Origin of the sequence: Anaerococcus faecalis, assembly GCF_013371425.1 — a bacterium.
GTDB classification, from domain to species: Bacteria; Bacillota; Clostridia; order Tissierellales; family Peptoniphilaceae; genus Anaerococcus; species Anaerococcus porci.
The window spans coordinates 356,477-379,727 of the sequence record NZ_JABVBA010000001.1 but is presented as its reverse complement, the minus strand read 5'-3'; the positions used below and the strand labels follow the sequence as shown (position 1 = coordinate 379,727).

Below are 23,251 nucleotides of genomic sequence, written 5' to 3'. Positions count from 1 at the left end.
TCCAGCTGCTTTTATAGTTTTTTTACCTGTTTTTAAAACCTCCCTTTAAAAAATATTGATAATTGGGATAAGATTTGATCCCAGCCACGAATTCTACTTGTCCATTTGCTTGAGACATCTATCATTGCAAGGTACAAGCTTTTTTGTAGTGCGTAGTCATTTGGAAATATTGTTTTATTTTTGTTTACTTTTCTTAGTTGTCTATTGAAGTTTTCCATCACGTTTGTTGTATATATTAGTTTTCTTATTCCTTCTGGATATTTGAAATATGTGAGAAGTTTAAGTCCAGTTATTTTTCCAAGAGCTTACACACATTGGGTATTTTTTATCCCATTTTTCTTCAAATATTTCTAGGTTTGTTAAAGCTAGTTCTTCTGTTGGTGCCTTGTATACTGCTTCTATGGCTTGGCTAAATCCTGGAAGGTTGTCTGTTGAGAATATTAATACATCTTCTATCCCTCTTTCTTTTAGCTGATTTAATACTAAGAGCCAATATTTGCTTGATTCGTTTTCTCCTACTCACATTCCTAGTATTTCTTTAAAGCCTTCTAGATTGTAGCCTAGGGCTATATATACTGCTTTTTTGACTACTATGTTGTTTTCTCTTACGTGATAGTGTATGGCGTCTAAGAAGACCATAGGATAGATTTTTTCTAGTGGTTTATTTTGCCACTCTTCTATGGTTGGTAGTATTTTATTTGTTATTTTACTTACCATTGTTTCTGATATTCCAAAACCATAGATATCTTTGATGTGACTTGATATGTCTCTTGTTGTCATTCCTTTGGCATACATTGATCTTATCTGATTTTCTATGTTTGATATGTCTTTTTCGTATTTTTTTAATGATTGTGGTTCAAGTGTTCCTTCTCTATCTCTTGGTATCTGAAGTTCAAGCTCTCCAAATTTAGTTTTTAAGTTTCTATGGTAATATCCATTTCTTGAATTGCCAGAGCCATAGCCTTTATATTCCCATTTTTCATAGTCTAAAATACTGTTAGTTCTGATCTTAATAAATCATTAATGGCTATTTCTAACTGTTGCCTAAAAAATTCATTAATATCTAATCCTTGGGCTAGTATTTGTATTAAATCTGTGTTAAAATTCTTCATAAGAGAACTCCTTGTTAGTTTATGTTTTTTCTTTTACTTAACAAAACTTTACAAGTTTGAGTTCTCTTTTTCTACTTTACACATAATATTTTATACTATGGAAGCACTTAATATAAGAGAAAAATATATAGGTTTAAGCAAAATTTTATAGACTTGTTAGAAATTTGTTATATCTCCTTGCTATAATAGTTATAGATTAAGCAAGGAGGTTATTATATGACAAATGAAATATTAAAAATAAATGACTTAAATAAGTCTTTCGCCAAAAGAAAGGTTATTAATAAGTTAGATTTAACTGTCAGTCGAGGAGATATATATGGATTTATTGGAGCGAATGGTCAAGGAAAAACGACGACAATCAGAATGATTACGGGTCTAGTTTTCCCTGATTCAGGTGAAATATTAATCAACGGGAAGTCAGTTTTTAATGAAAAGAAAACTTCATTAAAAAATTTAGGTGCCATGGTCGAAGCTCCTAGATTTTATGAAAATCTATCAGGATATGAAAATTTGAAATTAATGGCAAATCTTATTGATAATGTAGGGGAAAAAGAAATACAAGAAGTGCTTGAACTCGTTCATCTAAGTGATAGACAAAAAGATAAGTTTTCTAATTATTCTATGGGAATGAAGCAAAGACTAGGAATAGCCAATACCTTACTTGGAAATCCAGATTTGATTATTCTTGACGAACCGACAAATGGTCTAGATCCAAATGGAATGGAAGAAATAAATGAACTCATAATTTATCTTGCGAAGACTTTTCAAAAGACTTTTTTTATATCCTCCCATCTTCTTCACGAGATGGAAGGGATATGCAATCGTATAGGGATTTTACATCAGGGAAAATTGTGTGTAGAAGGTGAGCTTAAAGAACTCCTTTTTCAATCTAATGTAGCAAATCTTAAAGAATTATATTTTCAGAAAGTAGGCTACCATCATGCTTAATTTGATTTACAATGAATATTTAAAAATAAAAAAATCAAAAGTTATAGTTATATTTTTATTGTCCCAAATAGCCCTTATATGGATTAATGCATCTGTCTATAATCCAAAAGATTCTTCATGGGAACTTGCTAGCATATTAACTTTTCCTAGTGATATGTTAGACATATATACTCAACTTTTAATTTTTTTTGTGCCAATTATTATATCCCAGATAGTGACAGAAGATTTGCTAGGGGGAACTTTGAAATTAAACATAATGAATGAACCTGTTAGGTATAAGCATTTACTGTCAAAATTATTAAGTTTTTTATTAGTAATTTTGTTTAGCACCTTCTTCTTTTTGCTTACTTGTTACCTTATAGGGGTGATTTATTTAAATAATACCTGGCAAATTGATTTTTACCGTAGGGGTTCAAGTAGTCTAGATGATTTTTTATATACTCTTGTAAATTATTCGAAACTACTTATGCCTATTTTTGCCTATGGTTCAGTGACTATGCTACTTGGTCTATTTATAAAGAGCCCAATATCGGTGAATATAACGATGATTTTTCTTTGTGTGTTTTTCTTTAATACACAGATAGGTCAAAAGTTAACCTCACTCCAAGTGATTGGATACAGGGACATACTTCCAATTATCGTACTATCGCTGCTGATAGGAGTATTTTCCTTTTTGTTTGGAACAGTATTATTTAAAAACAAAGATATTTTATATTAGGTAGGTGAAGGAAAATGAGCAGATATCTAGGAAATGAATTGTATAAAATAATAAAAAATAAATATATATGGCTTTTCTTTTTGACAATACTAGTATCTCACATTATAAAAGTGTTTCAGATGGGTATGGTATCAATTAATCCGCCATCTTTTGCTTTGATGGCAATTCCTGAAGCCTTGCTATTTGTAATTTTATTTGTAGTCTATATTTCATCCTATCTTATTGCTTCCGATTACCAGAAAGGAACCTTAAAATTACCTATAATCATTGTGGGTGAGCGTTCAAAGGTTTTCTTATCTAAGTTTTTAACAGCAACAGTAGGGATTATTACAATTATATTATTTAATATAATTTCAGCCTACTTGATTGGAGAAATCTTTTTAAAAACTGGTAGTGAAATAATGTTTAATGGAGAATTGCTATATATAAGGGGCAAACAATTAGAAGGCATGTATGGTTTTGCTGTTATTTTTCTTGGTACACTAACAGCCATATTACCAGCTCTAACTTTAACACAGTTGCTTATGTTTCTTGCATTTTTTTTAAGAAATTCAAATGCAGTTTTTGGAATCGGGGCAGCATATTATATATTAAGTTTAACAATACCAGAAAAGCTAAAAATTTTCTTTGTAACAAATTACATGTATAAACTACCAGCTTTCTTTATAAGAGGAGAGATTGCTTATGATCAATCAGTACAAATGATTATAGTATCGATTATTTCCTCTATTATTTTATATTGTATAAATATATGGTATTTTAAAAAGATGGATATTCATTCATGAATGCTCAGGAGGTTAAGTATGAATAAGATATTGGTGATAGAAGATGAATTGGATATAGCAAATATAATTTTAGATTATTTAGTTAAAGAACGATTTGAAGTAAAGATATGTCAAGATGGAAGTTTAGCCATGGATATATTTCATGTCTTTAACCCTGACTTAGTTATTTTAGACTTAATGCTTCCTGGCATGGATGGGTATGAAATATGTCGAAAAATTAGGGAGGTCTCAAATATACCCATTATAATCCTATCTGCAAAAGTCGAAGAATTCGATAAAATTATGGGTCTGAAGCTAGGTGCGGATGACTATGTAACAAAGCCCTTTAGGATGAGAGAATTACTTGCTAGAGTCCAGGCCATGCTTAGACGAAGTCAAATATTTAATAAGGGCTTATCTAATCCTATAAGCTTCAAAGAGTTAAAAATTTATCCTAGTGAACACAGGGTAGAAAAAAATGGGACAGTCATAGACTTATCACCAAGAGAATTCGATGTTTTAATTTATTTAGCATCAAATCCAGGACAGGTGTTTACACGAGACCAGCTATATAATCAAATTTGGGGGCTTGAAGCCCTAGGAGATATAAGTACAATAACGGTTACTGTTAATAGGCTACGTCAAAAATTAGAAAGTGATCTAAACCATCCAGAATATATCCAGACTGTTTGGGGAGTGGGGTATAAATTTGGAAAATAACTCATTAAGCAAAAAATTAAGTATATTTCTTTTGGTTATTATTAGCATCCCTATTCTTCTATTAGTTGTTACTGGAATCCCCATTCATCCTCCAGCTAACATTTTAGGTTCAATTTTTGGACTAATTCTCCTTATTTCAGTTCCTATTGTTATCGTTAATATTATATTTTTGAATTATATTCAAGATATGATACTAAAGCCAATCAAAGAATTATTAGAGGGTCTAGAAGAAGTAAGCCAAGGCAACTACCAAATAAGGCTTGAAAACCATCAGAATGATGAAATAGGAGATTTAATTAGAAAATTTAATGAAATGACAAAAGCCTTAAATAAATTATCATTAATGAATTCTAAGTTAGAAAAAGAAAAGCAGTCTATAATTAATGCCATATCTCATGATCTAAGGACACCACTAACTGTCATCCAAACCTATGTAGATTCCTTAAGAGATGATATTGCGCTAACAGAAGAAAAGGAAGAATCTTATTTTAATATTATTGATAGTAAGATAAGTCAATTGGAAGAGAGAATCGAGCAGTTGAGAAATTTTTCAATTTATGTGAATTCAAAGGGTGAAATGAAATCAAATATTTCTATAAAGAAAAGCATGGATACAATAATCAAAGGCCTTAGCGAATCTTATCAATTAAATTCATTAAAACTTTCTTATAAAAATGATGTTCTTGATGAAAGTTTATTAACTATAGATAAGAGAGAACTAGAAATTCTCATTGAAAATTTATTTATAAATGCTTTGAAATATAATGACAAAGAGCTTCCGGTTATAAATATAGACATTGAAGAAGATGGGGATTATATTTATATACGTTTTGAAGATAATGGTATTGGGATTAGGGAAGATAATTTAGATAAAATATTTGAACCCCTATATAAAGTGGATGACTCAAGACCATCAAAAAATGAAGGTATGGGCCTTGGGCTTACAATTATAAGAGAAATAGTAAATAAAGCACAGGGCAGCATTGAAGTAGAAAGTGAAGTTTTTAAAGGGACGGCATTTTATATTGAACTTCCAAAAGCCAAGTAGTAACTTTAAAAATAAAAAGTCGATATATTTCCAAGAACAAGCAAATCGAAAAATTGGGGATGTTATTAATGCTGACCACTCAAGCTATGTGGAGTGCATAGCGTTGAAACAAAGAGCGAAATCGTAAAAATCCTGCATTTTAAGCAGTTTTACAAGCATTATGTGTTTAATGAAGATGGTGACGGAGGACGAAAAAAAGTTCTGAATAATTATATTGATGTTTATGTTTGCATTGATATGGTGTGTGGAGATACAAAGAATGATTTAGGAAGTGAGGAATAAGAAATGATGAGGTGGATAATAAAGATAATCCTGTTTCCAATCAGTTTAATAATGAGCATCCTCACCACCTTTCTAACATTCCTGCTCGGCATAGGAACGGCACCGCTATATTTGCTGATGATGTTTTGTATATTTGGAGCAATAGCATCTTTTTTACAAAAAGAAGTTACCATCGGAATCGAAGCATTAATTATTGGTTTTTTAGTAAGTCCATACGGAATACCGATGATTGGAGCAACCATTATAGCGTTCCTTCAGGGAATCAATGAAGCGATAAAATCAATCTAAAAAATTTCATAAAAATGGTTATCAAAGGCGATAGAAAAAACTATCGTCTTTTTCTTTGCAAATTTTCAAGGATAGGAGGTGAAGCGATGGATTTTGACTATTTATATAACAGAAAAGCAGAGAGATTCAACTTTTGAAAGTACCAGAAATATTAGTCGATGGATAAGCATTTAAGGGATTATCGGCAGAAGCGATCATACTTTATTCCATACTTTTAAAACGAACAGGAATATCCTTTAAGAATAACTGGATAGAATTTTCATATGTAAATCAGCTAGAAAGAAATAATGAGCTAAAGACAGTAATTCAAATTTTGGAAAAGATAGATGGAGTTATTGCAATCATAATAGCTCTTGATAGTGATATAAGATGAGGTATTGATATTAGTGAATCTTTTTATGATATAGGTGTTTGACTGCTTTTTTTAACTGGATAAAATTAATAAAGGGAGAATATTATATGGAAATTTTGAGAATATTATTACCACTATTTTTAATATGTATTTTAGCTGTTTATTTGATTAATAGTTCTAAGAAAAAAGCTAGATATAAGTCTAATAAAGACAAACAAAAAAATGAAAATTATATGTCTTAAGGTATGTTTATTGGTATGTGTCTAGGAACTGCAATGGGAATAGCATTAGGTAAGGAAAATTTAGCTATTGGTATGTCTATTGGGATGTTATTAGGTATGATAATAGGGTTGAATAGCAAAAATAGAAATAACTAATTTAAAATTTGGCATCTACAAAAGTAGGTGCTATTTTATACATAAAATTAGGAGATGTAATATAAACATTTTAAATAAAATATTTAAATTGAGAGACAAAGCTAAAGACTAGGAGAGAATTTTTTCATCATCTTTTTAAGAAGAGCAGTTATAAATTCCATTTTAACAAAGCTAAAGAAAGAAGTAAAGAGTAATTCTATGAATGAAGTAGAAGAAAGATTAAACAAATTCTGATTTATCATTGTTAACCATAGATTTAGTCAATATTTTATATTCAAGGAAATTTGAAGATTTAAAGACAGGTTAAGGAAAATTTTACAGGCAACTTCCTTTTTCTTATAACAAAACTAGCTCTCTCAGTTTGAAGTTATACACTTGGAATAGTTTAAATAATTATTACATCACTTTAATATGATATTATTTTAAAATAAATTACGTTATAAATACAAAAGATTGTATATTTATTTAAAATATTTTGGGTGTTTTAAAAGCTTATTTTAATACCTTTATTTAAGGCGTAAATGCACTAAAATTCTAGATTTTTATTCTGTTTTTATAAAAAACAATAACAGCAATAAAACTAATATAACATATTTATAGAATTAATATAATTTTTATTTGTAAATATATAAAATCTATGATATCATATATCACATAAATAGATTAATGTACGAAAGCTATTTAAAATATTAAAAGTTTATCACGAAGATAGCTAATGGGAAAACGTACTTATATTTATAATTTTTATAGGGGGAAAATATGGAACTGAAAAAAAGTAAATTATTAGGCTTGACATTAAGTGCCTTGATGCTTTTTGCTGGTTGTGCCAAGACTGTAGATAAACCTGCTGACAATGCATCAAGCACTGAAGGTGGATCTTCTAGTAATGTAAGCACAACTGAAAAAGTTGGAACAGCTGATCCTAATAAGGATATTCTAAAAATTGTAGTTGGTTATGATGCATCATCATTGGACCCATCTGCACAAAACGAGGTGGCAGCTTCAAATATCATGATGCAAATATTTGATGGTTTGGTAGTAATGGAAAATGATGGGACAATCAGTCCTGGACTTGCTGAAAGCTGGGATGTTGAAGGAAACCAAAAATATACTTTCCATTTAAGAAAGGGGGTAAAATTCCAAAACGGAGAACCACTTACTGCAGATGATGTTGTATTTACCTTAGATAGGGCTGCTAAAGCTCCGGCTGTTAAAGAATACTATGATGGAATTGACCTAGATACACTAAAAGCTGTAGATGAAAATACAGTAGAATTCTCACTAAAAGAACCAAACTCAGTATTTTTGGCATATTTAACTCACCCAGGTTCTTACATCATGAATAAAAAAGCAGTAGAAGAAGCTGGTAAGGAAGTTGGCTCTAAACCTTGTGGAACAGGACCTTATGAATTGGTTTCTTGGACTAAAAACGACAAGGTAGAATTAAAAGCATTTGATGATTACTGGGGAAAAAAACCAGCAATTCCAAATGTAGAGTATCGTACAGTTACAGAAATTACAAACAGGGCTATTGAGGTTGAAACAGGAAATGCTGATATAGCTTATGATATTGGGGTATTGGATTTAGATAAACTTAAAGATAATCCTGATATCAATGTAATCAGAAAGAAGCAAAACTCTATAACCTATTTAGGATTTAATGGTAAAAAAGCACCATTTGATAATGTAAATGTTCGTAAGGCTATAGCCCACACCTTGGATATACCATCAATTGTAAATTCAGTATATAAAGGACTAGGAGAGCCATCAATAGCTATGGTCCCATCAGATATTAAATATTCTAAACAAAAAGAACTAAAATTTTATGACGTAGATATAGATGAGGCTAAAAAACTTCTAGAAGAGGCAGGGGTTGGAGATGGATTTGAAACAACAATCATCACAAACGAAAACCCTCTAAGAGTAGATATGGGTACAATCATCCAATCAGAACTTGAAAAAGTTGGAATTAAAGCAAAGGTTGAAACACTAGAATGGTCAACTTTTCTAGAAAAATTGAAAGATCCAACAGCATATGATATGTACATGCTAGGATGGGCTACAAATATAGCTGATGCTGACGTAATGCTTTACGCCTTACTAAATAGTGGTGCATCTGCTGAAGGAAGTAACTATTCACACTTTGAAAACGAAGAATTTGATAAACTTTTACAAGAAGGCCGTTTAACAGAAGATGATAGTAAACGTTCAGAAGTCTATGGTAAAGCACAAGACATTCTTTACGATCAACTACCAATATTACCACTTGTTACAACAGAACAAGCTTTCGCAGTAAGAAGCTATGTAAAAGGTTTTGAACCTACATCATATGCTTATCACAGAATAGCACCTGTTTCTTTTAATAAATAATTAAAAAAAGTAAAGAAAAAATAATAAACTCATAAGTAAACAGAAAGGGTATATCCTTTTCTGTTTCTTATGTAGGTACACTATTTAAAGGCCGAGGGGTCTTAAGAAAGAAGGAATACATAATATGATTAAATACATAATAAGAAGAATTTTATTGTTAATCCCAACCTTAATAGGGGTTACTTTTATAATATTCACTTTATTACATTTCACTCCAGGAGATCCCGCTTTAAGTATATTAGGAGAGAACTCTTCTACAGCAGAAGCTGAACAGCTGAGGGAAGAATTGGGCTTAAATGATCCTTTCCTAGTTCAGTATGGAAATTATATGAAAAAACTTGTTGTAGATCATGATTTGGGAATATCTTATAGGTCAAAAACATCAGTATCAGGTTTAATTAAACAAGTATTTCCAAATACTATTAAACTTGCTGTCTTATGTATTACTATAGCGGTATTGATTGGTGTACCATTGGGAATAATATCGGCAATAAAAAGGTACACGATCCTAGATAATGTAGTTATGTTGTTTGGTCTTTTTGGACTAAGTGTACCTGTTTTCTGGCTAGGTTTAATGTTAATTATTGCATTTTCAGTAAATCTAAACTTACTGCCACCATCAGGTTTTTCAACACCTAAACAAATGATTTTACCAGTAGCAGCACTGAGTTTACAATCTATAGCTGTAATTATGAGAATGACACGTTCGTCAATGCTTGAAGTTTTACAACAAGACTATATAAGAACTGCAAAAGCTAAGGGTTTAAAGCAAAAAACTACCATAGTGATTCATGCTTTGAAAAATGCCTTTATACCGGTTCTTACAAGTATTGGTTTGCAATTTGGCAACCTACTAGGTGGAGCTGTTTTAACAGAGTCAATCTTCTCCATATCAGGTTTGGGAAGACTTATGACAGACTCAATTAAAATGAGAGACTTCCCTGTTGTTCAAGGTGGAGTTTTGGTTATAGCTATTGTTTATTGTTTAATAAATTTAATAGTTGACTTGTTATACGGATTCTTAGATCCTAAGATTCAAAGTCAATATAAGTGAGGAAATTTCATATGGAAACAACAAAAACATTAAAAGCAAGCAGATCTTCAAGTTTTAAATCTTTTTGGTATAGGTTCAAAAAGAATAAGCTAGCGGTTGTTGGCTTGATTATACTTTTATTATTAGTTTTAATAGCGATATTTGCAGATTTTGTAGCCCCATATTCATATGATGTTCAGGATATTTCAAATGCATTTGCAACAAACACTCGTGAACATATATTGGGAACAGACAATTTTGGAAGAGATATATTCTCAAGAATAGTTTATGGAGCAAGAATATCATTAACAGTAGGTATTATTTCTGTAGGTATAGCTACAATTTTGGGCGGATTTTTAGGAGCTATTGCAGGATACTATGGTGGTAGAATAGATAACTTTATAATGAGGATTACAGATATTTTACTATCTATACCTCAACTTCTTTTGGCTATAGCAATAGCTGCAGCACTAGGAACAGGTGTCAGAAATCTAATGATAGCAGTTGGTTTATCTTCTATACCTACTTATGCAAGAATTATGCGCTCGTCAGTAATTTCAGCTAGAGAACAAGAGTATGTTGAAGCTGCAAAGCTATCAGGAGCATCGGATTTTCGTATAATATTTAGACACGTTCTTCCAAACTGTATAGCTCCGATTATTGTACAAATGACCTTAGGAATAGCATCGGCTATACTAAATGCAGCCTCATTAAGCTTTATAGGACTAGGCGTTGAAATACCTGCTCCTGAATGGGGTGCTATGCTTTCAGAAGGGCGTCAATATATAAGATATGCTCCATTCTTGACACTATATCCAGGTATAGTTATCTCTATTACTATATTTGCTTTAAATATAGTTGGAGATGGCTTAAGAGATGCACTAGATCCAAAACAAAAGAGGTAATCTATGACAGAAAAAGTAATAAAAAATAAAGTAAAAAAAGTTGACCATTCTGGTTTAGAGACCTTGGTTGAATTTGATAATCTTCATACGAATTTCTTTACAGAAGGAGGGACTGTTCAAGCTGTAAATGGGGTTTCCTTCAAAATAATGAAAGGGGAAACGGTTTGTGTAGTAGGAGAATCTGGGTGTGGGAAATCAGTAACAAGTTTTTCTTTGATGAGACTTATAGAAGAACCTACAGGAAGAATTGTTGGTGGACATATATATTTTGATGGTCTTGATATTACAAAACTTTCAGATAAAGAGATGCAAAAAATTAGGGGAAACCGTATAGCCATGATTTTCCAAGAGCCTATGACTTCTTTAAATCCCTCACTAAAGATTGGCTATCAAATTAGTGAAGTATTAAGAAGACATAGAAAATTTAGTAAGGAAGATGCAAGGAAAGAATCCATAAGTCTATTAAATAAAGTTGGAATCCCAAGACCTGAAGCTATAAATGATTCATATCCACACCAGCTATCAGGTGGTATGAGGCAACGTGCCATGATAGCCATGGCTCTAGCTTGTGATCCTGACCTTTTGATAGCTGATGAACCTACTACAGCCTTGGATGTAACTATTCAGGCACAAATTTTGGAATTATTAAGAGATTTAAAGGAAAATTCAAAAACATCCATTCTATTTATTACTCACGACCTGGGAGTAGTTGCTGAGATGGCAGACTATGTTGTAGTTATGTATGCAGGAAAAGTAGTAGAACAAGGATATGTTGAAGATATATATGGTAATCCTCTCCATCCTTACACAAAAGGACTTATGAAGGCAAAACCTATGATAGGAATAAAACAAGATAGACTATACACAATACCAGGACAAGTTCCAAATCCAATTAATCTCGGAGATAAGTGCTATTTTTCAGATAGATGTTCAAAATGTTTTGACAAGTGTTTGAAAAAAACACCAACTCCTGTGGAATTTGATGAACACATAGTATCTTGTTGGTTATATGATCAGGAGGAAAAAGATGGAAAATAAAAAACCGATTCTGGAAGTAAGGAATGTAAAAAAATATTTTCCAATAACAGGGGGATTTATTAGACACAATGTTGGTGATGTAAAAGCTGTGGACGGAGTATCATTTGACTTATATCCTGGAGAAACCTTGGGTATAGTAGGAGAATCCGGCTGTGGCAAGTCAACTCTTGCAAGAGCTATACTTGGGCTTTATGAAGGAGTAGAAGGTAGTGTAAAATACAAGGGTAAAGAACTTGTTGGCATGGATAAAGATGAAAGAAGAAAACTAAGTACAGATCTTCAAATGATTTTCCAAGATCCCTACTCTTCTTTAAATCCACGTATGACAGCAGGTCAAATTGTAGCAGAACCTTTGTCAAACAACGGCTTGTATAAAGATAAAGAAGATATGAGGGAAAAAGTAATAAACACAATTGAAGAATGTGGTCTTGCTGGTTATCACGCAACAAGATATCCTCATGAATTTTCAGGGGGGCAAAGACAACGTATAGGTATAGCTCGTTCCCTTGTTTTAAATCCTAAAATTGTTATTTGTGATGAGGCTGTATCTGCTCTAGATGTATCAATTCAGGCTCAAATTATAAACCTATTAATGAATCTACAAGATGAAAGAGGTCTTTCTTATATATTCATATCCCACGACCTTTCTGTAGTGGAACATATTTCTACACGTGTAGGAGTAATGTATTTAGGAAACTTTGTAGAAATGGGTTCCAAAGAGAAATTATATGAAAATCCTCTTCATCCTTATACCCAAGCCTTACTTTCTGCAGCTCCTGTAGCAGATCCTAGTGCTGTTGTCGAAAGGCAAATTTTAGAAGGTGATCTTCCATCACCAGCAAACCCTCCAAAAGGTTGTAAATTCCACACTAGATGTCCATATGCTCAAGAAAAATGTGTAAAAGATGCTCCACAACTTTTAGATATTGGCGAAAATCATTCGGTTGCCTGTCATTATGTAAATAATTTAAAGCCAAGAACACTAAAATCATCAACAAATGAAGTGACAATTAAGGAGTAATATGATGGATTATACAGAATACGCAATGAAACTAACCAAAGAACTTTTACAAACACCTTCTCCAGGTGGATATACCTTTAAACAAAGAGAACTTTGTAAAAAACGCTTTGAAGATATGGGACTTGAAGTAAGAAGAACAAAAAAGGGTGCTATTTATGCAGTTCTTCCTGGAAAAAGTGAGGGAAAAGCAAGAGCTGTTGCAGCCCATATCGACACATTAGGTGCCATTGTAAAAGAAATAAAAGATGATGGCTATCTTAGAATAACAAATATAGGTGGCTATGCTTGGCAATCTGTAGAGGGAGAAAACCTAATTATTCATACCAGAGAAGAAAAAGAAATCACAGGAACACTTTTGCCTGACAAGGCTTCTATCCATGTATTTTCCGATGAAGTAAGAGAAGCTTCAAGAACAGAAGATTCCGTTCAAGTAAGACTAGATGCTGATGTTTCTTCAAAAGAAGGTGTTTTAAAACTAGGTATAAATGTTGGAGATTTTGTAAGCTTTAATCCTAGAACAGTAATCACTGAAAACGGCTATATAAAATCAAGATATCTTGATGATATGGCTTGTGTAGGAGTTTTATATGCAGCAGTAAAACAGATTTTGGACGAAAAAATGGAGGTTTCTCACACAACCTACCTATTTTTGACAGACTATGAAGAAATAGGTCATGGACTTTACGGAGTATCTGATGATGTACATGAAATTTTGGCACTTGATATAGGGACTGTAGGCTCTTATCACACATCTTGTGAGAAAAAGGTAACTATACTTGCAAAAGATTCCAGAACACCTTATGATTATGAATTTCGTCATAGACTTGAAGAAATAGCAATTAAAAATAATATTGACTACGCAACAGACGTTCACTTTCGTTATGGTTCTGATGCAACAACTTATGCCCTACAAGGAACAGATTTCAACTTTGCTTGTATAGGACTTGGAGTAAATGCAACCCACCACTATGAAAGAAGTCACTATGATGGATATAAAAATAATATAGACTTATTAAGAGAATATATGCTAAGTGAATATTAATCTGCAAATATCTTGGAAAAATCGAATAAAAATATTAATTTTAATAAGTAAATTAAGGCATAAAGACTTAAGGAATTAGGAATTAAAAAAAAACTAATCCAAAAAATCTTTAGGTTGCTATATAAAGACTATGACTTTTATTGCTCATAGTCTTTTAAAAATCATTTACTTGAACAAATAATTCTAATTTTTTTAAAGTTTATTGTTTTTATAAGTCAATACATCTATGATATTTTCATCCTTATACAAAATTATTCCTCTTTAAAATATAATTCAAGTTTTATTTTTTCTCTTTAGTTATCTTATCAGTATTTCTTTATATCAATATGTAGATGACCAAAATTATATTTTAAAACTCGATAAAAAATCTTATGTTTGCTATACTTAGTGAGTAGCATATTTACAAGTATGTTTGTTTTAGGTTTCCTATTATCTAATATGTCTTGAAACAACAGTCTTGGATAAATTTATTAGTTAATTTATATTTGTGATATTTTTTACTCAATTAGCCAGCTATTCTATTGCCAATCTCCTTGTTCTTAAAACTTTATTATAAATATTTTTTATTAAAATTATTTGAAACTTTCAAATTATATTTTATATATAAGATGGAGAGATTTGGTATATTTTCTATAAAGCTTTAGCTAGGGAAATAGTCTTAATTTATATTTAAGGCGGTCAAATATTAAAACGGAGAAAATTTCTAAAAATTAAGAACAGTGGAAAGTCATACCTTTATTACTATTAAGGCAGTAAAATTTAGTCTTTCTATTTTTGATTTATATTTACTTAAATTGTCTTGCAAATGACATGTTTATCAAAAAAAGTAATAAGAAAAATAAATTTAAATAATAGCTACATAGAAGATTATATTGATAAAGTCTAAATATTATAATATTATTTAGAAAAACATCTAAATAGTATTGACAAAAAGGCAAACATAAAGCACTATCTATTTAGATAGAATTCTAAATAGTGAGAGGATGGGTGATATCAATATGGCTTTTGCTGATACCTTTAAGGTACTATCAGACCCGGAGAGAAGAAAAATTTTAGAATTGTTAAAGAAAGGTGCAATGTCTGCTGGGGAAATAGCTTCAAATTTTAACACAACTGGTGCCACTATTTCATATCATTTGAAAATTTTAAAAAATGCGGATCTTATTTTTGAAAGGAAAGAAAAAAACTATATTTATTACCAGTTAAATATATCGGTATTAGAGGACGTTATGATTTGGATAGCGAGTTTAAAGGAGGGTGACACAAATGCTAATGAGGAATAGAAAGACTTTAATTTTAACAAGCATAATCATATTATTACCTATTTTAATAGGGTTATTATTATGGGATAAGCTTCCTGATACGATGGCGACGCATATTGGATTTGATAATGAAGCCAACGGGTTTAGTAGTAAAATTTTTGGAATAGTTGGACTTCCACTTATTTTGTTATTAATCCATTTATTTGCTTCAGTAGTAACTGCTAAGGATCCACGCAAACAAAATATAAGTGATAAGATGTATACTCTTGTTTTGTGGATAATACCTTGTATTTCTATATTTGTATCAGCTTTTATGTATCTATATAACTTGGGAATTAGATTAAATATTACTTTATTTTTTAGCGTATTTATTGGACTAATTTTCATAATTATAGGAAATTATCTTCCAAAGGTAAGGCAAAATTATACTTTAGGAATTAAAATACCTTGGACACTTGCAAATGAAGAAAATTGGAATAAAACACATCATTTAGCTGGGATTTTATATATTGTTTTGGGTATATTTCTAATTTTGGCAACTTTTATCGATTTGTTTAAAAATCTTTTTCCTATGCTAATTGTAGTCATTATAGCTGTTTTAATTCCAGGAATTTATTCATTTCTTTTACATGTAAGAAATGGACTTTAAATATAAAGTAATATAAGAATGTATGCTATAATTTGAAAAACTCAGAAATCTGAGTTTTTTCATGTTCAAAATTAATAGGTGAGATATTGGCTGGACTTCCCTTGCATCTATATAGAAAAGAAAATTCTTATTTTATTTATCAAATCCTATATCTTTTAATTAAATTATGGGGACTAAGTATTAAAATGGGGGGAAATTCTTAGAAAAAGTAAGAACAATAAAAAGCTTTATGATCACACTCTTAATTATTTTAAAGGAAATTGAAATTGATCTTTCCGTATATAATTCATCTTTGTTAACAATTGGTCTAGTCAATTATCTTTATACATGAAAAAGAAAAGCATTAGAAAAATTCAATGTTTATAAAAAACATTTATTAAAAGAAGAATATTTAATTTCAAAAAAAATATTTGAAGAATTACTTTTTAAAGAAATTGTTTCAAAAGACAATATAATTCATTGCTATAATTAGAATTTTTCCAATGATAGCAATATATAAAACATTGAAAGAGAAAGAAATAGATTCTCTTGAAAAAACAGGAAATATTTTTAATGAAACAGAGGTTTATCCTAGAGCTAAGTTTTTGAGAAAAATAATGAAAATCCCTTACATTTATTTGTTAGTTCCTAAGATTATTGAAAAGATTGTGAAAACATCATATAGACAATCCCCAGAAGGTTTCCAAATTGAATTCGTAAAAGCAGATCGTAATTTGTGCCAATTTAATATAAAACAATGCATATATTATAATTATTGTAAAAAATATGAAGTAGCAGAGTTTTGTGATATTTTTTGCTCAGGCGATGATGTATCAGGAGCAGCTTTAAAGCCAAATATTATTTTTGAAAGGAAAAATACATTGGCTAGGGGAGGTGAATATTGTGATTTTTACTATAGAATAAAAAAGTAGGGAAAATATGAACTGGTAAAAAATGTAATTAATATAAATTAGTCGCACAAAATAATTATAATAAATTTAAAATTATTATAATACTTGGTATGGTTGAAAAGAAAATGTATAAGAAGGAGATTACATAATTTGAAAATTAGAAAAATTTTAAAATCAGACCTTAAAGATTTAGCAAAGTTAATGGTATCTATATACAATGCTCCACCATGGAATGATAAATGGACTGAAGAAACAGCTTTAGAATCATTATATACTATATTAGAATTTCCTAAGTTTTATGGAAATGTAATAGTTGATGGAGATAAAATAATTGGAGCGATAATGGGTCATAATAGAAGATACGCTACTGAAACCACATATTATATCTATGAGTTTTTTGTTTCTGATAAATATAGGAGAAAAGGCGTAGCAACAAATTTATATAAGAATACTATCGATGAATTAAATGAACTTGGGATTAGTGGTGCTTTCTTTACGACTTTGAGGAATAGCTCAGCTTATAATTTTTATGTAAAACAAGGCGCTTTGGATTTGATAGATTCAGCGTGTTTTTACCATAAATTTTAAAAGAATATTATTAAGTAAATCTATAAATAAGGTGACTAAACATTAACACTAGAATGAGTATAATACTTCCTTAGGTTAGTAATTAATTTGTGTATCAACCTAAATTCTGAAATGATATGTACCTCTTTATTGGACAAACCATTAAAGAGGTATTTTTATGTATTGATAGATATACTAACTATAAAATAAAGTTTTATAGAGTTGACTAAATTATAATAATTAACTTGTGAGAGAATAGTTTTAGTATTTCTTAAATTATTAGTTGTCAAAGCTCTAGACAATAGTATCAAATTTCTTGTCATAATTTTTAAATGGTTAATTTATATAACAATTTCACAAAATACCATATCAAGTATGGCGAGGGTTTGCTCTTTAATTAAACCATAATATAATTTTATTTAAAACAAATTTATTTAAGCAAAAATCTATAATTGTTAAAATAATGAATAGATTTTTTATGCATATGAGTCTTTCGAAAAATTAAAATCTTATCCATGCTGATAAAAGCTATGAGAGTATATAAAATTAATGTAAAGAAAATAGAATAATAGTTTTTAAAAATATTGAAACTAATAGCTTTTAGGATTTTTAATGAAATCTTAAAAGCTATTTTGAATTTTACTTACTTTATCTTAATCTCATTTTTTTAGTCTATATTAAGGTAAGATTGCTCAAAAAATTCTATTTTCCTAAATAATAAAGAATAAGAAATAAAAAAATTGACTTATACTACGTAACACGATATACATATAATATACTAGATAGCAGAGGTGGAAAGTTGAAAAATGATAAAAATATAATTGGTGAAATTCCACTTACAGAAACGGCATTTTTAATATTACTAGCAATGGTAGAACCAAATCACGGATATGGGGTTATGCAAGATGTAGAAAAAATTACTGGTGGAAGAGTAATATTTGGTCCAGGAACCTTATATGGAGCAATAAATAATTTAGAAAGAAAAGGATGGATTGAACTTGATTTTAATGATAAAAAGAATAGAAAAAAATTTATAAGACAACAAAGCTTGGTAAAGAGATTTTGTACTTAGAAATAGAAAGAATGGATAGATTAGTGAAAGAGAGTAATTGTTTATTGGAAGGAGAGTAAAATGTATACTGTTTTCAAAATTTTTCTAAATCCTATTGAAGATAGGGAAAATTATTTAAATAAAATGGCAAAACAAGGATATGAATTGGTTTCAAGTGGAGGACTTATTCATAAATTTAAAAAGACTGACAAAAACAAAAGCTACATTGTGCAATATATTGGATATATGAGTAATAGAGAGCGAAGAGAATATATGAAATTTGTTGAAAATATGGATATGAAAGTACTATATTCACCTTTAAATTTAGGTAAAAGATCTTTTGGAAATATTAAATTTAGACTTTTTAATCCAATTAAAAGTAGTATAGCTACAAGTCATGGTATGATAAATAGAGAAATTATGATTTTAGAAAATGATACTGATAAAAAAATAGAAGTATACTCTGATAAGAATAGTAAAATAGAAGACCTATCGAAAAGAAAGAATCCATATATTTGTCTATTAGTTCTATTAATGATACTTATTTCCATAGGACTAATGAAAACATTTGGAATTAGTACTTATTTATTTAATAAAACACTTTTAAGTTTTAGAACTTTAAACAATGTTATTGCTATATGGATTATATTAGGTATAGCTGTGATGATATACTCTATAATTAATTTATCTATAATAAACAACTTAATTAAGAAAATTGATTCTTAAAAAATCTAAAATATAATTTGATTTTAGATATTCAAATATTATTTAAATATGATTAAGAATTAAAATAATTGATAAATTCTAAGGGCTATTGCAAAATGAATTAATCGTTTCAAAATCATTAAATCTCTTATATGACAATTTTGCCTCCATGAGCTGTCAGTCCATTCTCAAATTGTCTATGAGTAACTTGTAATGATGGAACGATACAAATTTATAATTTGCAACAGCCTATTTTTTATTGATAAATTATCATTTGTTAATATGCTAATCATTACACTATAGAATGAATATTTATATTTGATCAATAGAATTATTAATTGACAAACAAATATAATTTAAAGCTTGATTGCCATAAAATAGATAGAGTCCGTATAATTGTGAGTATACTAATAATAAAACATAACTAAATTTTAAAACAAGAAATTAATATATATATATTAATTATGTAGGAATATCTTAGATTAGAAAAGGTATAAAAATGCTAACATAAAAATAATATTATTGAATTTCAATTATCTATTCAAGCGATTGTTTGAAGGATAGTTATTAATTTATATCCACTGCTCGATGGAATATTTTAAGGAGAAGTAGTCTGATTTATATAAACCTTTGTAGAATCAATTATTATTGTTGTAGGTATCTTCATGATGCTTGGAAAATTAAATAAGGTAAGCAAATAAAAAGCATAAGCGTAAAATTTTTTATTATTTAATCTAATCGGAGGTTGAAAAATTAGAATGCCTTAATTTATGTTAAATATTTAGCTATAAAGCAAAAGAACAAAAACTAAAAAAATCTATGTATTGAATTTAGATTGTAAATCATAGTAGAAATAGCTTTTTTAAAAATCCATATAAGTGTTTGTTTTTCTATATATTCATTTAAACAAATAACATAAGTAAAGAAAAAACAGTTTTCTTTCATTTTAGAGGGCTTCTCATGCCTAAGTTCAGGAGTCCTTCTTTTTTGTCTAAAAACAAAGATAAAAAAATGGATGAAACTTAAATGTCAAAAGAATATTAGCTCTATGTAGGTGGATAAAAAATCAAGGTAAACAAATAGATAATAAAGTATACTGGCAAGAAAGAGAAGATGTTAATTATTAAATAAAAATTTAAATTGTAAAGATCAAAACACGATATAATAAAATGATAAAGAATATCAATTGGAGGGGGCTATGTTTAAAATTTTCTTTGAAAATGTTATAAAACCAAAAGATATTTTTGGCGGAAGATTAATGTTAAAAAGTATGAATAAGGTCATGAGAAATTAGCAATTTGAGGAAGAAATTTTTTGAAAATTGATAAAGAAGATATCATCTTAGATCTAGGATGTGGTGGTGCAATATAGAGTATTTTTTGACAAAAGTTCGTAAAGTATATGGAGTAGATTATTCAAAAACAAGTGTAGAGATAGCAAGCTTATTAAATAAAGATGCAAATAAAAAATGGAAGATGTCAAATTATAGAAGGAAATGCACAAAGAATTCCTTTTAAAGAAAAATCTATAGATATTGTTACTGCTTTTGAAACCATATACTTTTGGAATAATATAGAGGATTGCTTTAAAGAAGTTTATCGTGTATAAAAAAATAATGGACAATTTTAATTTGCAACGAAGGTGCATTTAGAGAACAAAAAAATATCAAAAAATGGGCAGATATGTTAAATTTTAAAGTGTATTCTCCAACAGATTTAACAAAAATGTTGTTTAATCTTGGCTTTATTTGTTAATATCATTTGGATAAGAAAAATCAATTGGCTTTTATATCCAAAAAATGAATATTAGAATTTATTAAGAGAAGGTGTTTTATTTTGTTAGCTTTAATAGGTGATAATATAAATATTTTAAATTAAAACTAGAAAGGTTTAATTGATTAAAGTGTTTGACTATATTTCACAAAAATACCTCCTTACTGTTTTATATAGTAAAGAGGTTAAAGCTAATATTAGCTAGTGGTCTATTTTTTAAGAAATTGTGATGATATCATTTGAATTCCATTTGTCATAATTGATATACCTATAAGTATATTAAGTGTAAACAGTGCTCTTATTGGTTCTATTGCTATAGAAAATCCGAAAAACACCAACAATATTCCTAATACTAGATTAAAATACTTCATTATATTGCTTTGATTTAAGGCGGAATATATTCCTGCAACTCCATCAATTATGAACCAAAGTGCAACCATATAGAAGACAAGTGAACTTGTAAATGAAGGATTAGTTAAGAATATAATACCAAGAAGCAATAAAATTATTCCATATAATAATTCTACTTTATTAATGTCATTCTCTCTTTTATAATTTGCATATGAATCATATAGAAAGAAGCAGCCTCTTAGCAAAACAGCCCATGCCATAAGTGAAATAATAGCTAAAAGTGTTGATATGGGCTTGCTTAAAATAAACATACCAAATAGAGTGATACCCATACCTATCAATATTGATAGGATTTTATTTTCTTTTTTCATAAAAGTTCCTCCTAATTCTTACGGCTAGATTATAGCATATAATAATATATTCAACAATATTAAAGTAAGATTACCTTAAATACCAGGATATATCTTACACTTTAAAATATTTTAATGTTTTTAGATTTTATTTTGTAATTTATAAAAATATCTATTGAGATTTTAGTCCCAATAGATATTTTAGTTTCTTCATTACTTGATGTATTTTTTCAAAACTTCTTTATATAGATCTATAAATTTCAAATATCTATCTATATAAACAAATTCATCTACTTTGTGACTTACCTCTATACCACCAGGTCCATAAATTGCAAAGTCCATTTTTTTATTTCTGTTAAAGAAATTTGCACCATCTGTTGTACCTCTTGAAAATGTTGCAGAAATTGGCATTTCTTTTTTTTCTTTGAGCTCATTTACGAAATCTTCATTTAAGGTACTTGTGTTGCAAAGATTTTCTGCTTTATTAGGATCAGCACACTCTCTAATTATCTTTATTAATTTTGAATTAGGATTTGATTGTACTGGCATTGAAGATTGAGTAACTTCGAATTTTAAATTTCTATTATCTCCATTAAATTCATTTACTAATTTTTCTATAAAGTCTTTCATCTTGTTGTTATCAAATTCTGGTATAGTCCTTATATTGCCGCTAAAGCTTGCACTGTCAGGTATAGAATTGATTTGAGTGCCACCTTCTATTTGAGTGATGTTAAATATAGTATGTCCGAAAATTTCATTTTCATAATTTTTGCAGATTTCTTCCATCTTATTTTTTAGAATATTTCTAAAATCAAGTAAATTGTCTATGGCGTTTACTCCCATTTCTGGCATTGAAGAGTGTGAAGCAAGGCCTTTTGAAGAAATTTTATAGTTGAATGAACCCATATGTGCATAAGTTATTTGTGAAATATTTCCTAGATAAGCAGGCTCTCCTACTATAAGAGCATCTAAATCATCTGCATATCCTCTATTACTTAAATCTTCAGAACCATATTGACCAATTTCTTCACCTACAGTAAATAAAAGCCTAATCGTACCCTCAAAATTCTCCTCTGCTAGTTCCATAAAAGCGATAGTCATCGCCATAAGACCCGCCTTCATATCAGATGTGCCACGTCCATATAGTTTGTTGCCAACTATTTCTGCACCATATGGATCGTGTTGCCAATCAGAACTCTTGCCCTCACTTACCACATCCATGTGACCTGTAAGTCCAATTTTTTTACCTCCATTGGAAAATTCTGCTACAAGAGACGCACGATTCTTATCATATTGAATAAGCTCGGTTTTTATATTTTCACCCTTAAGCATATTCATCAAATATTGTGCAACTAAAAGTTCATCACCATTTACTGATTTGATTTTTATAATATCCTTGAGGGCTTCAATTTTTTCTTCTCTATTCATATAATCACTCCTTAAATAATATAATATAAATTTCACAGCTTAAATAAGATAATAATTATCTATAAGCTTAGTTAGAATTATTAACAGATGAAATTTTATTCTAATTATTTATACCCAAATTTAATGGTTGTTAAGAGGTTTTTAGTATATTTTTGTAGCTACAATAAAAATATCCGTATAATTATGAAAATAAGTAATTATTTGAAGC

General features: G+C 29.3%; 20 protein-coding genes and 3 pseudogenes. 20 read left to right on the top strand and 3 right to left on the bottom strand.

Going from position 1 to position 23,251, the window contains the following annotated elements; all coding sequences use genetic code 11:
• Positions 1-32: 32 nt before the first annotated feature.
• A pseudogene (locus HV819_RS01925) lies at positions 33-1,112 on the bottom strand (IS256 family transposase).
• Positions 1,113-1,328: 216 nt separating this feature from the next.
• Between HV819_RS01925 and HV819_RS01920 the strand changes: the two are divergent.
• The 20 genes and pseudogenes from HV819_RS01920 to HV819_RS01815 all read left to right on the top strand — a co-directional run bounded on the left by HV819_RS01920 (position 1,329) and on the right by HV819_RS01815 (position 20,896).
• The gene (locus tag HV819_RS01920; protein ID WP_176269385.1) at positions 1,329-2,060 is read left to right on the top strand and encodes an ATP-binding cassette domain-containing protein; all 732 of its coding nucleotides are present in this window, start codon (positions 1,329-1,331) and stop codon (positions 2,058-2,060) included.
• Entirely contained in the window at positions 2,053-2,778 is a 726-nt protein-coding gene (locus tag HV819_RS01915) for a hypothetical protein (RefSeq protein ID WP_176269384.1), read from the top strand. The genes HV819_RS01920 and HV819_RS01915 overlap by 8 nt, the downstream gene beginning before the upstream one ends.
• Before the next feature lie 14 nt (positions 2,779-2,792).
• Complete coding sequence (locus HV819_RS01910) at positions 2,793-3,563, top strand: ABC transporter permease (RefSeq protein WP_176269383.1); 771 nt, start codon at positions 2,793-2,795, stop codon at positions 3,561-3,563.
• Positions 3,564-3,581: 18 nt separating this feature from the next.
• On the top strand, positions 3,582-4,262 hold the full coding sequence (locus tag HV819_RS01905; RefSeq protein WP_154538980.1) for a response regulator transcription factor: 681 nt from the start codon (positions 3,582-3,584) through the stop codon (positions 4,260-4,262).
• A complete protein-coding gene (locus HV819_RS01900; protein ID WP_176269382.1) occupies positions 4,252-5,310 on the top strand; it encodes a HAMP domain-containing sensor histidine kinase in 1,059 nt (352 codons plus the stop codon). The genes HV819_RS01905 and HV819_RS01900 overlap by 11 nt, the downstream gene beginning before the upstream one ends.
• Positions 5,311-5,595: 285 nt before the next feature.
• Positions 5,596-5,880 (top strand): CD1845 family protein, encoded by a 285-nt coding sequence (locus HV819_RS01890; RefSeq protein WP_456236999.1) that lies wholly within the window; start codon positions 5,596-5,598, stop codon positions 5,878-5,880.
• Positions 5,881-5,966: 86 nt separating this feature from the next.
• Positions 5,967-6,136: pseudogene (locus HV819_RS01885) on the top strand (replication initiator protein A); the annotation flags it as partial.
• A 1,232-nt stretch (positions 6,137-7,368) separates the two neighbouring features.
• Positions 7,369-8,979 carry an ABC transporter substrate-binding protein gene (locus HV819_RS01875; RefSeq protein ID WP_154538978.1) on the top strand — a complete coding sequence of 537 codons (1,611 nt, stop codon included), beginning with the start codon at positions 7,369-7,371 and terminating at the stop codon, positions 8,977-8,979.
• A 124-nt stretch (positions 8,980-9,103) separates the two neighbouring features.
• Positions 9,104-10,033, top strand: coding sequence for an ABC transporter permease (locus HV819_RS01870; RefSeq protein ID WP_154538977.1), 930 nt, complete (start codon positions 9,104-9,106; stop codon positions 10,031-10,033).
• Between the two features lie 11 nt (positions 10,034-10,044).
• Positions 10,045-10,917, top strand: a complete 873-nt coding sequence (locus tag HV819_RS01865; protein ID WP_176269380.1) for an ABC transporter permease — start codon at positions 10,045-10,047, stop codon at positions 10,915-10,917.
• Between the two features lie 3 nt (positions 10,918-10,920).
• Positions 10,921-11,955, top strand: coding sequence for an ABC transporter ATP-binding protein (locus HV819_RS01860; RefSeq protein ID WP_154538975.1), 1,035 nt, complete (start codon positions 10,921-10,923; stop codon positions 11,953-11,955).
• Complete coding sequence (locus tag HV819_RS01855) at positions 11,945-12,976, top strand: ABC transporter ATP-binding protein (RefSeq protein WP_154538974.1); 1,032 nt, start codon at positions 11,945-11,947, stop codon at positions 12,974-12,976. The genes HV819_RS01860 and HV819_RS01855 overlap by 11 nt, the downstream gene beginning before the upstream one ends.
• 4 nt (positions 12,977-12,980) lie before the next feature.
• A complete protein-coding gene (locus HV819_RS01850; RefSeq protein WP_154539531.1) occupies positions 12,981-14,018 on the top strand; it encodes a M42 family metallopeptidase in 1,038 nt (345 codons plus the stop codon).
• 998 nt (positions 14,019-15,016) lie between these two features.
• Complete coding sequence (locus HV819_RS01845; protein ID WP_154538973.1) at positions 15,017-15,301, top strand: autorepressor SdpR family transcription factor; 285 nt, start codon at positions 15,017-15,019, stop codon at positions 15,299-15,301.
• The gene (locus HV819_RS01840) at positions 15,285-15,929 is read left to right on the top strand and encodes an SdpI family protein (protein WP_154538972.1); all 645 of its coding nucleotides are present in this window, start codon (positions 15,285-15,287) and stop codon (positions 15,927-15,929) included. Before HV819_RS01845 ends, HV819_RS01840 begins: the two co-directional genes overlap by 17 nt.
• A gap of 482 nt (positions 15,930-16,411) precedes the next feature.
• On the top strand, positions 16,412-16,840 hold the full coding sequence (locus tag HV819_RS01835; protein WP_154538971.1) for an L-2-amino-thiazoline-4-carboxylic acid hydrolase: 429 nt from the start codon (positions 16,412-16,414) through the stop codon (positions 16,838-16,840).
• A gap of 129 nt (positions 16,841-16,969) precedes the next feature.
• Complete coding sequence (locus HV819_RS01830; RefSeq protein ID WP_229771231.1) at positions 16,970-17,407, top strand: GNAT family N-acetyltransferase; 438 nt, start codon at positions 16,970-16,972, stop codon at positions 17,405-17,407.
• A gap of 778 nt (positions 17,408-18,185) precedes the next feature.
• Complete coding sequence (locus HV819_RS01825) at positions 18,186-18,458, top strand: PadR family transcriptional regulator (protein ID WP_229771232.1); 273 nt, start codon at positions 18,186-18,188, stop codon at positions 18,456-18,458.
• A 60-nt stretch (positions 18,459-18,518) separates the two neighbouring features.
• A complete protein-coding gene (locus HV819_RS01820; RefSeq protein WP_154541335.1) occupies positions 18,519-19,163 on the top strand; it encodes a DUF2812 domain-containing protein in 645 nt (214 codons plus the stop codon).
• Positions 19,164-20,340: 1,177 nt separating this feature from the next.
• Positions 20,341-20,896, top strand: a pseudogene (locus HV819_RS01815) (class I SAM-dependent methyltransferase).
• Between the two features lie 227 nt (positions 20,897-21,123).
• On the opposite strand, the gene HV819_RS01810 reads toward HV819_RS01815, so the two are convergent.
• Positions 21,124-21,636, bottom strand: coding sequence for a DUF308 domain-containing protein (locus HV819_RS01810; protein WP_154541337.1), 513 nt, complete (start codon positions 21,634-21,636; stop codon positions 21,124-21,126).
• 192 nt (positions 21,637-21,828) lie between these two features.
• Positions 21,829-23,043, bottom strand: a complete 1,215-nt coding sequence (locus HV819_RS01805; RefSeq protein ID WP_176269379.1) for an ArgE/DapE family deacylase — start codon at positions 23,041-23,043, stop codon at positions 21,829-21,831.
• Between the last annotated feature and the right edge of the window lie 208 nt (positions 23,044-23,251).

What these genes read in the sequence shown, in the direction of transcription:
- HV819_RS01920 (WP_176269385.1), top strand. Translation starts at nt 1,329, where the DNA reads ATGACAAATGAAATATTAAAAATAAATGACTTAAATAAGTCTTTCGCC.
- HV819_RS01835 (WP_154538971.1), top strand. Translation starts at nt 16,412, where the DNA reads ATGATAGCAATATATAAAACATTGAAAGAGAAAGAAATAGATTCTCTT.
- HV819_RS01820 (WP_154541335.1), top strand. Translation starts at nt 18,519, where the DNA reads ATGTATACTGTTTTCAAAATTTTTCTAAATCCTATTGAAGATAGGGAA.
- HV819_RS01915 (WP_176269384.1), top strand. Translation starts at nt 2,053, where the DNA reads ATGCTTAATTTGATTTACAATGAATATTTAAAAATAAAAAAATCAAAA.
- HV819_RS01875 (WP_154538978.1), top strand. Translation starts at nt 7,369, where the DNA reads ATGGAACTGAAAAAAAGTAAATTATTAGGCTTGACATTAAGTGCCTTG.
- HV819_RS01910 (WP_176269383.1), top strand. Translation starts at nt 2,793, where the DNA reads ATGAGCAGATATCTAGGAAATGAATTGTATAAAATAATAAAAAATAAA.
- HV819_RS01850 (WP_154539531.1), top strand. Translation starts at nt 12,981, where the DNA reads ATGGATTATACAGAATACGCAATGAAACTAACCAAAGAACTTTTACAA.
- HV819_RS01870 (WP_154538977.1), top strand. Translation starts at nt 9,104, where the DNA reads ATGATTAAATACATAATAAGAAGAATTTTATTGTTAATCCCAACCTTA.
- HV819_RS01805 (WP_176269379.1), bottom strand. Translation starts at nt 23,043, where the DNA reads ATGAATAGAGAAGAAAAAATTGAAGCCCTCAAGGATATTATAAAAATC.
- HV819_RS01810 (WP_154541337.1), bottom strand. Translation starts at nt 21,636, where the DNA reads ATGAAAAAAGAAAATAAAATCCTATCAATATTGATAGGTATGGGTATC.
- HV819_RS01865 (WP_176269380.1), top strand. Translation starts at nt 10,045, where the DNA reads ATGGAAACAACAAAAACATTAAAAGCAAGCAGATCTTCAAGTTTTAAA.
- HV819_RS01845 (WP_154538973.1), top strand. Translation starts at nt 15,017, where the DNA reads ATGGCTTTTGCTGATACCTTTAAGGTACTATCAGACCCGGAGAGAAGA.
- HV819_RS01860 (WP_154538975.1), top strand. Translation starts at nt 10,921, where the DNA reads ATGACAGAAAAAGTAATAAAAAATAAAGTAAAAAAAGTTGACCATTCT.
- HV819_RS01840 (WP_154538972.1), top strand. Translation starts at nt 15,285, where the DNA reads ATGCTAATGAGGAATAGAAAGACTTTAATTTTAACAAGCATAATCATA.
- HV819_RS01905 (WP_154538980.1), top strand. Translation starts at nt 3,582, where the DNA reads ATGAATAAGATATTGGTGATAGAAGATGAATTGGATATAGCAAATATA.
- HV819_RS01855 (WP_154538974.1), top strand. Translation starts at nt 11,945, where the DNA reads ATGGAAAATAAAAAACCGATTCTGGAAGTAAGGAATGTAAAAAAATAT.
- HV819_RS01890 (WP_456236999.1), top strand. Translation starts at nt 5,596, where the DNA reads ATGATGAGGTGGATAATAAAGATAATCCTGTTTCCAATCAGTTTAATA.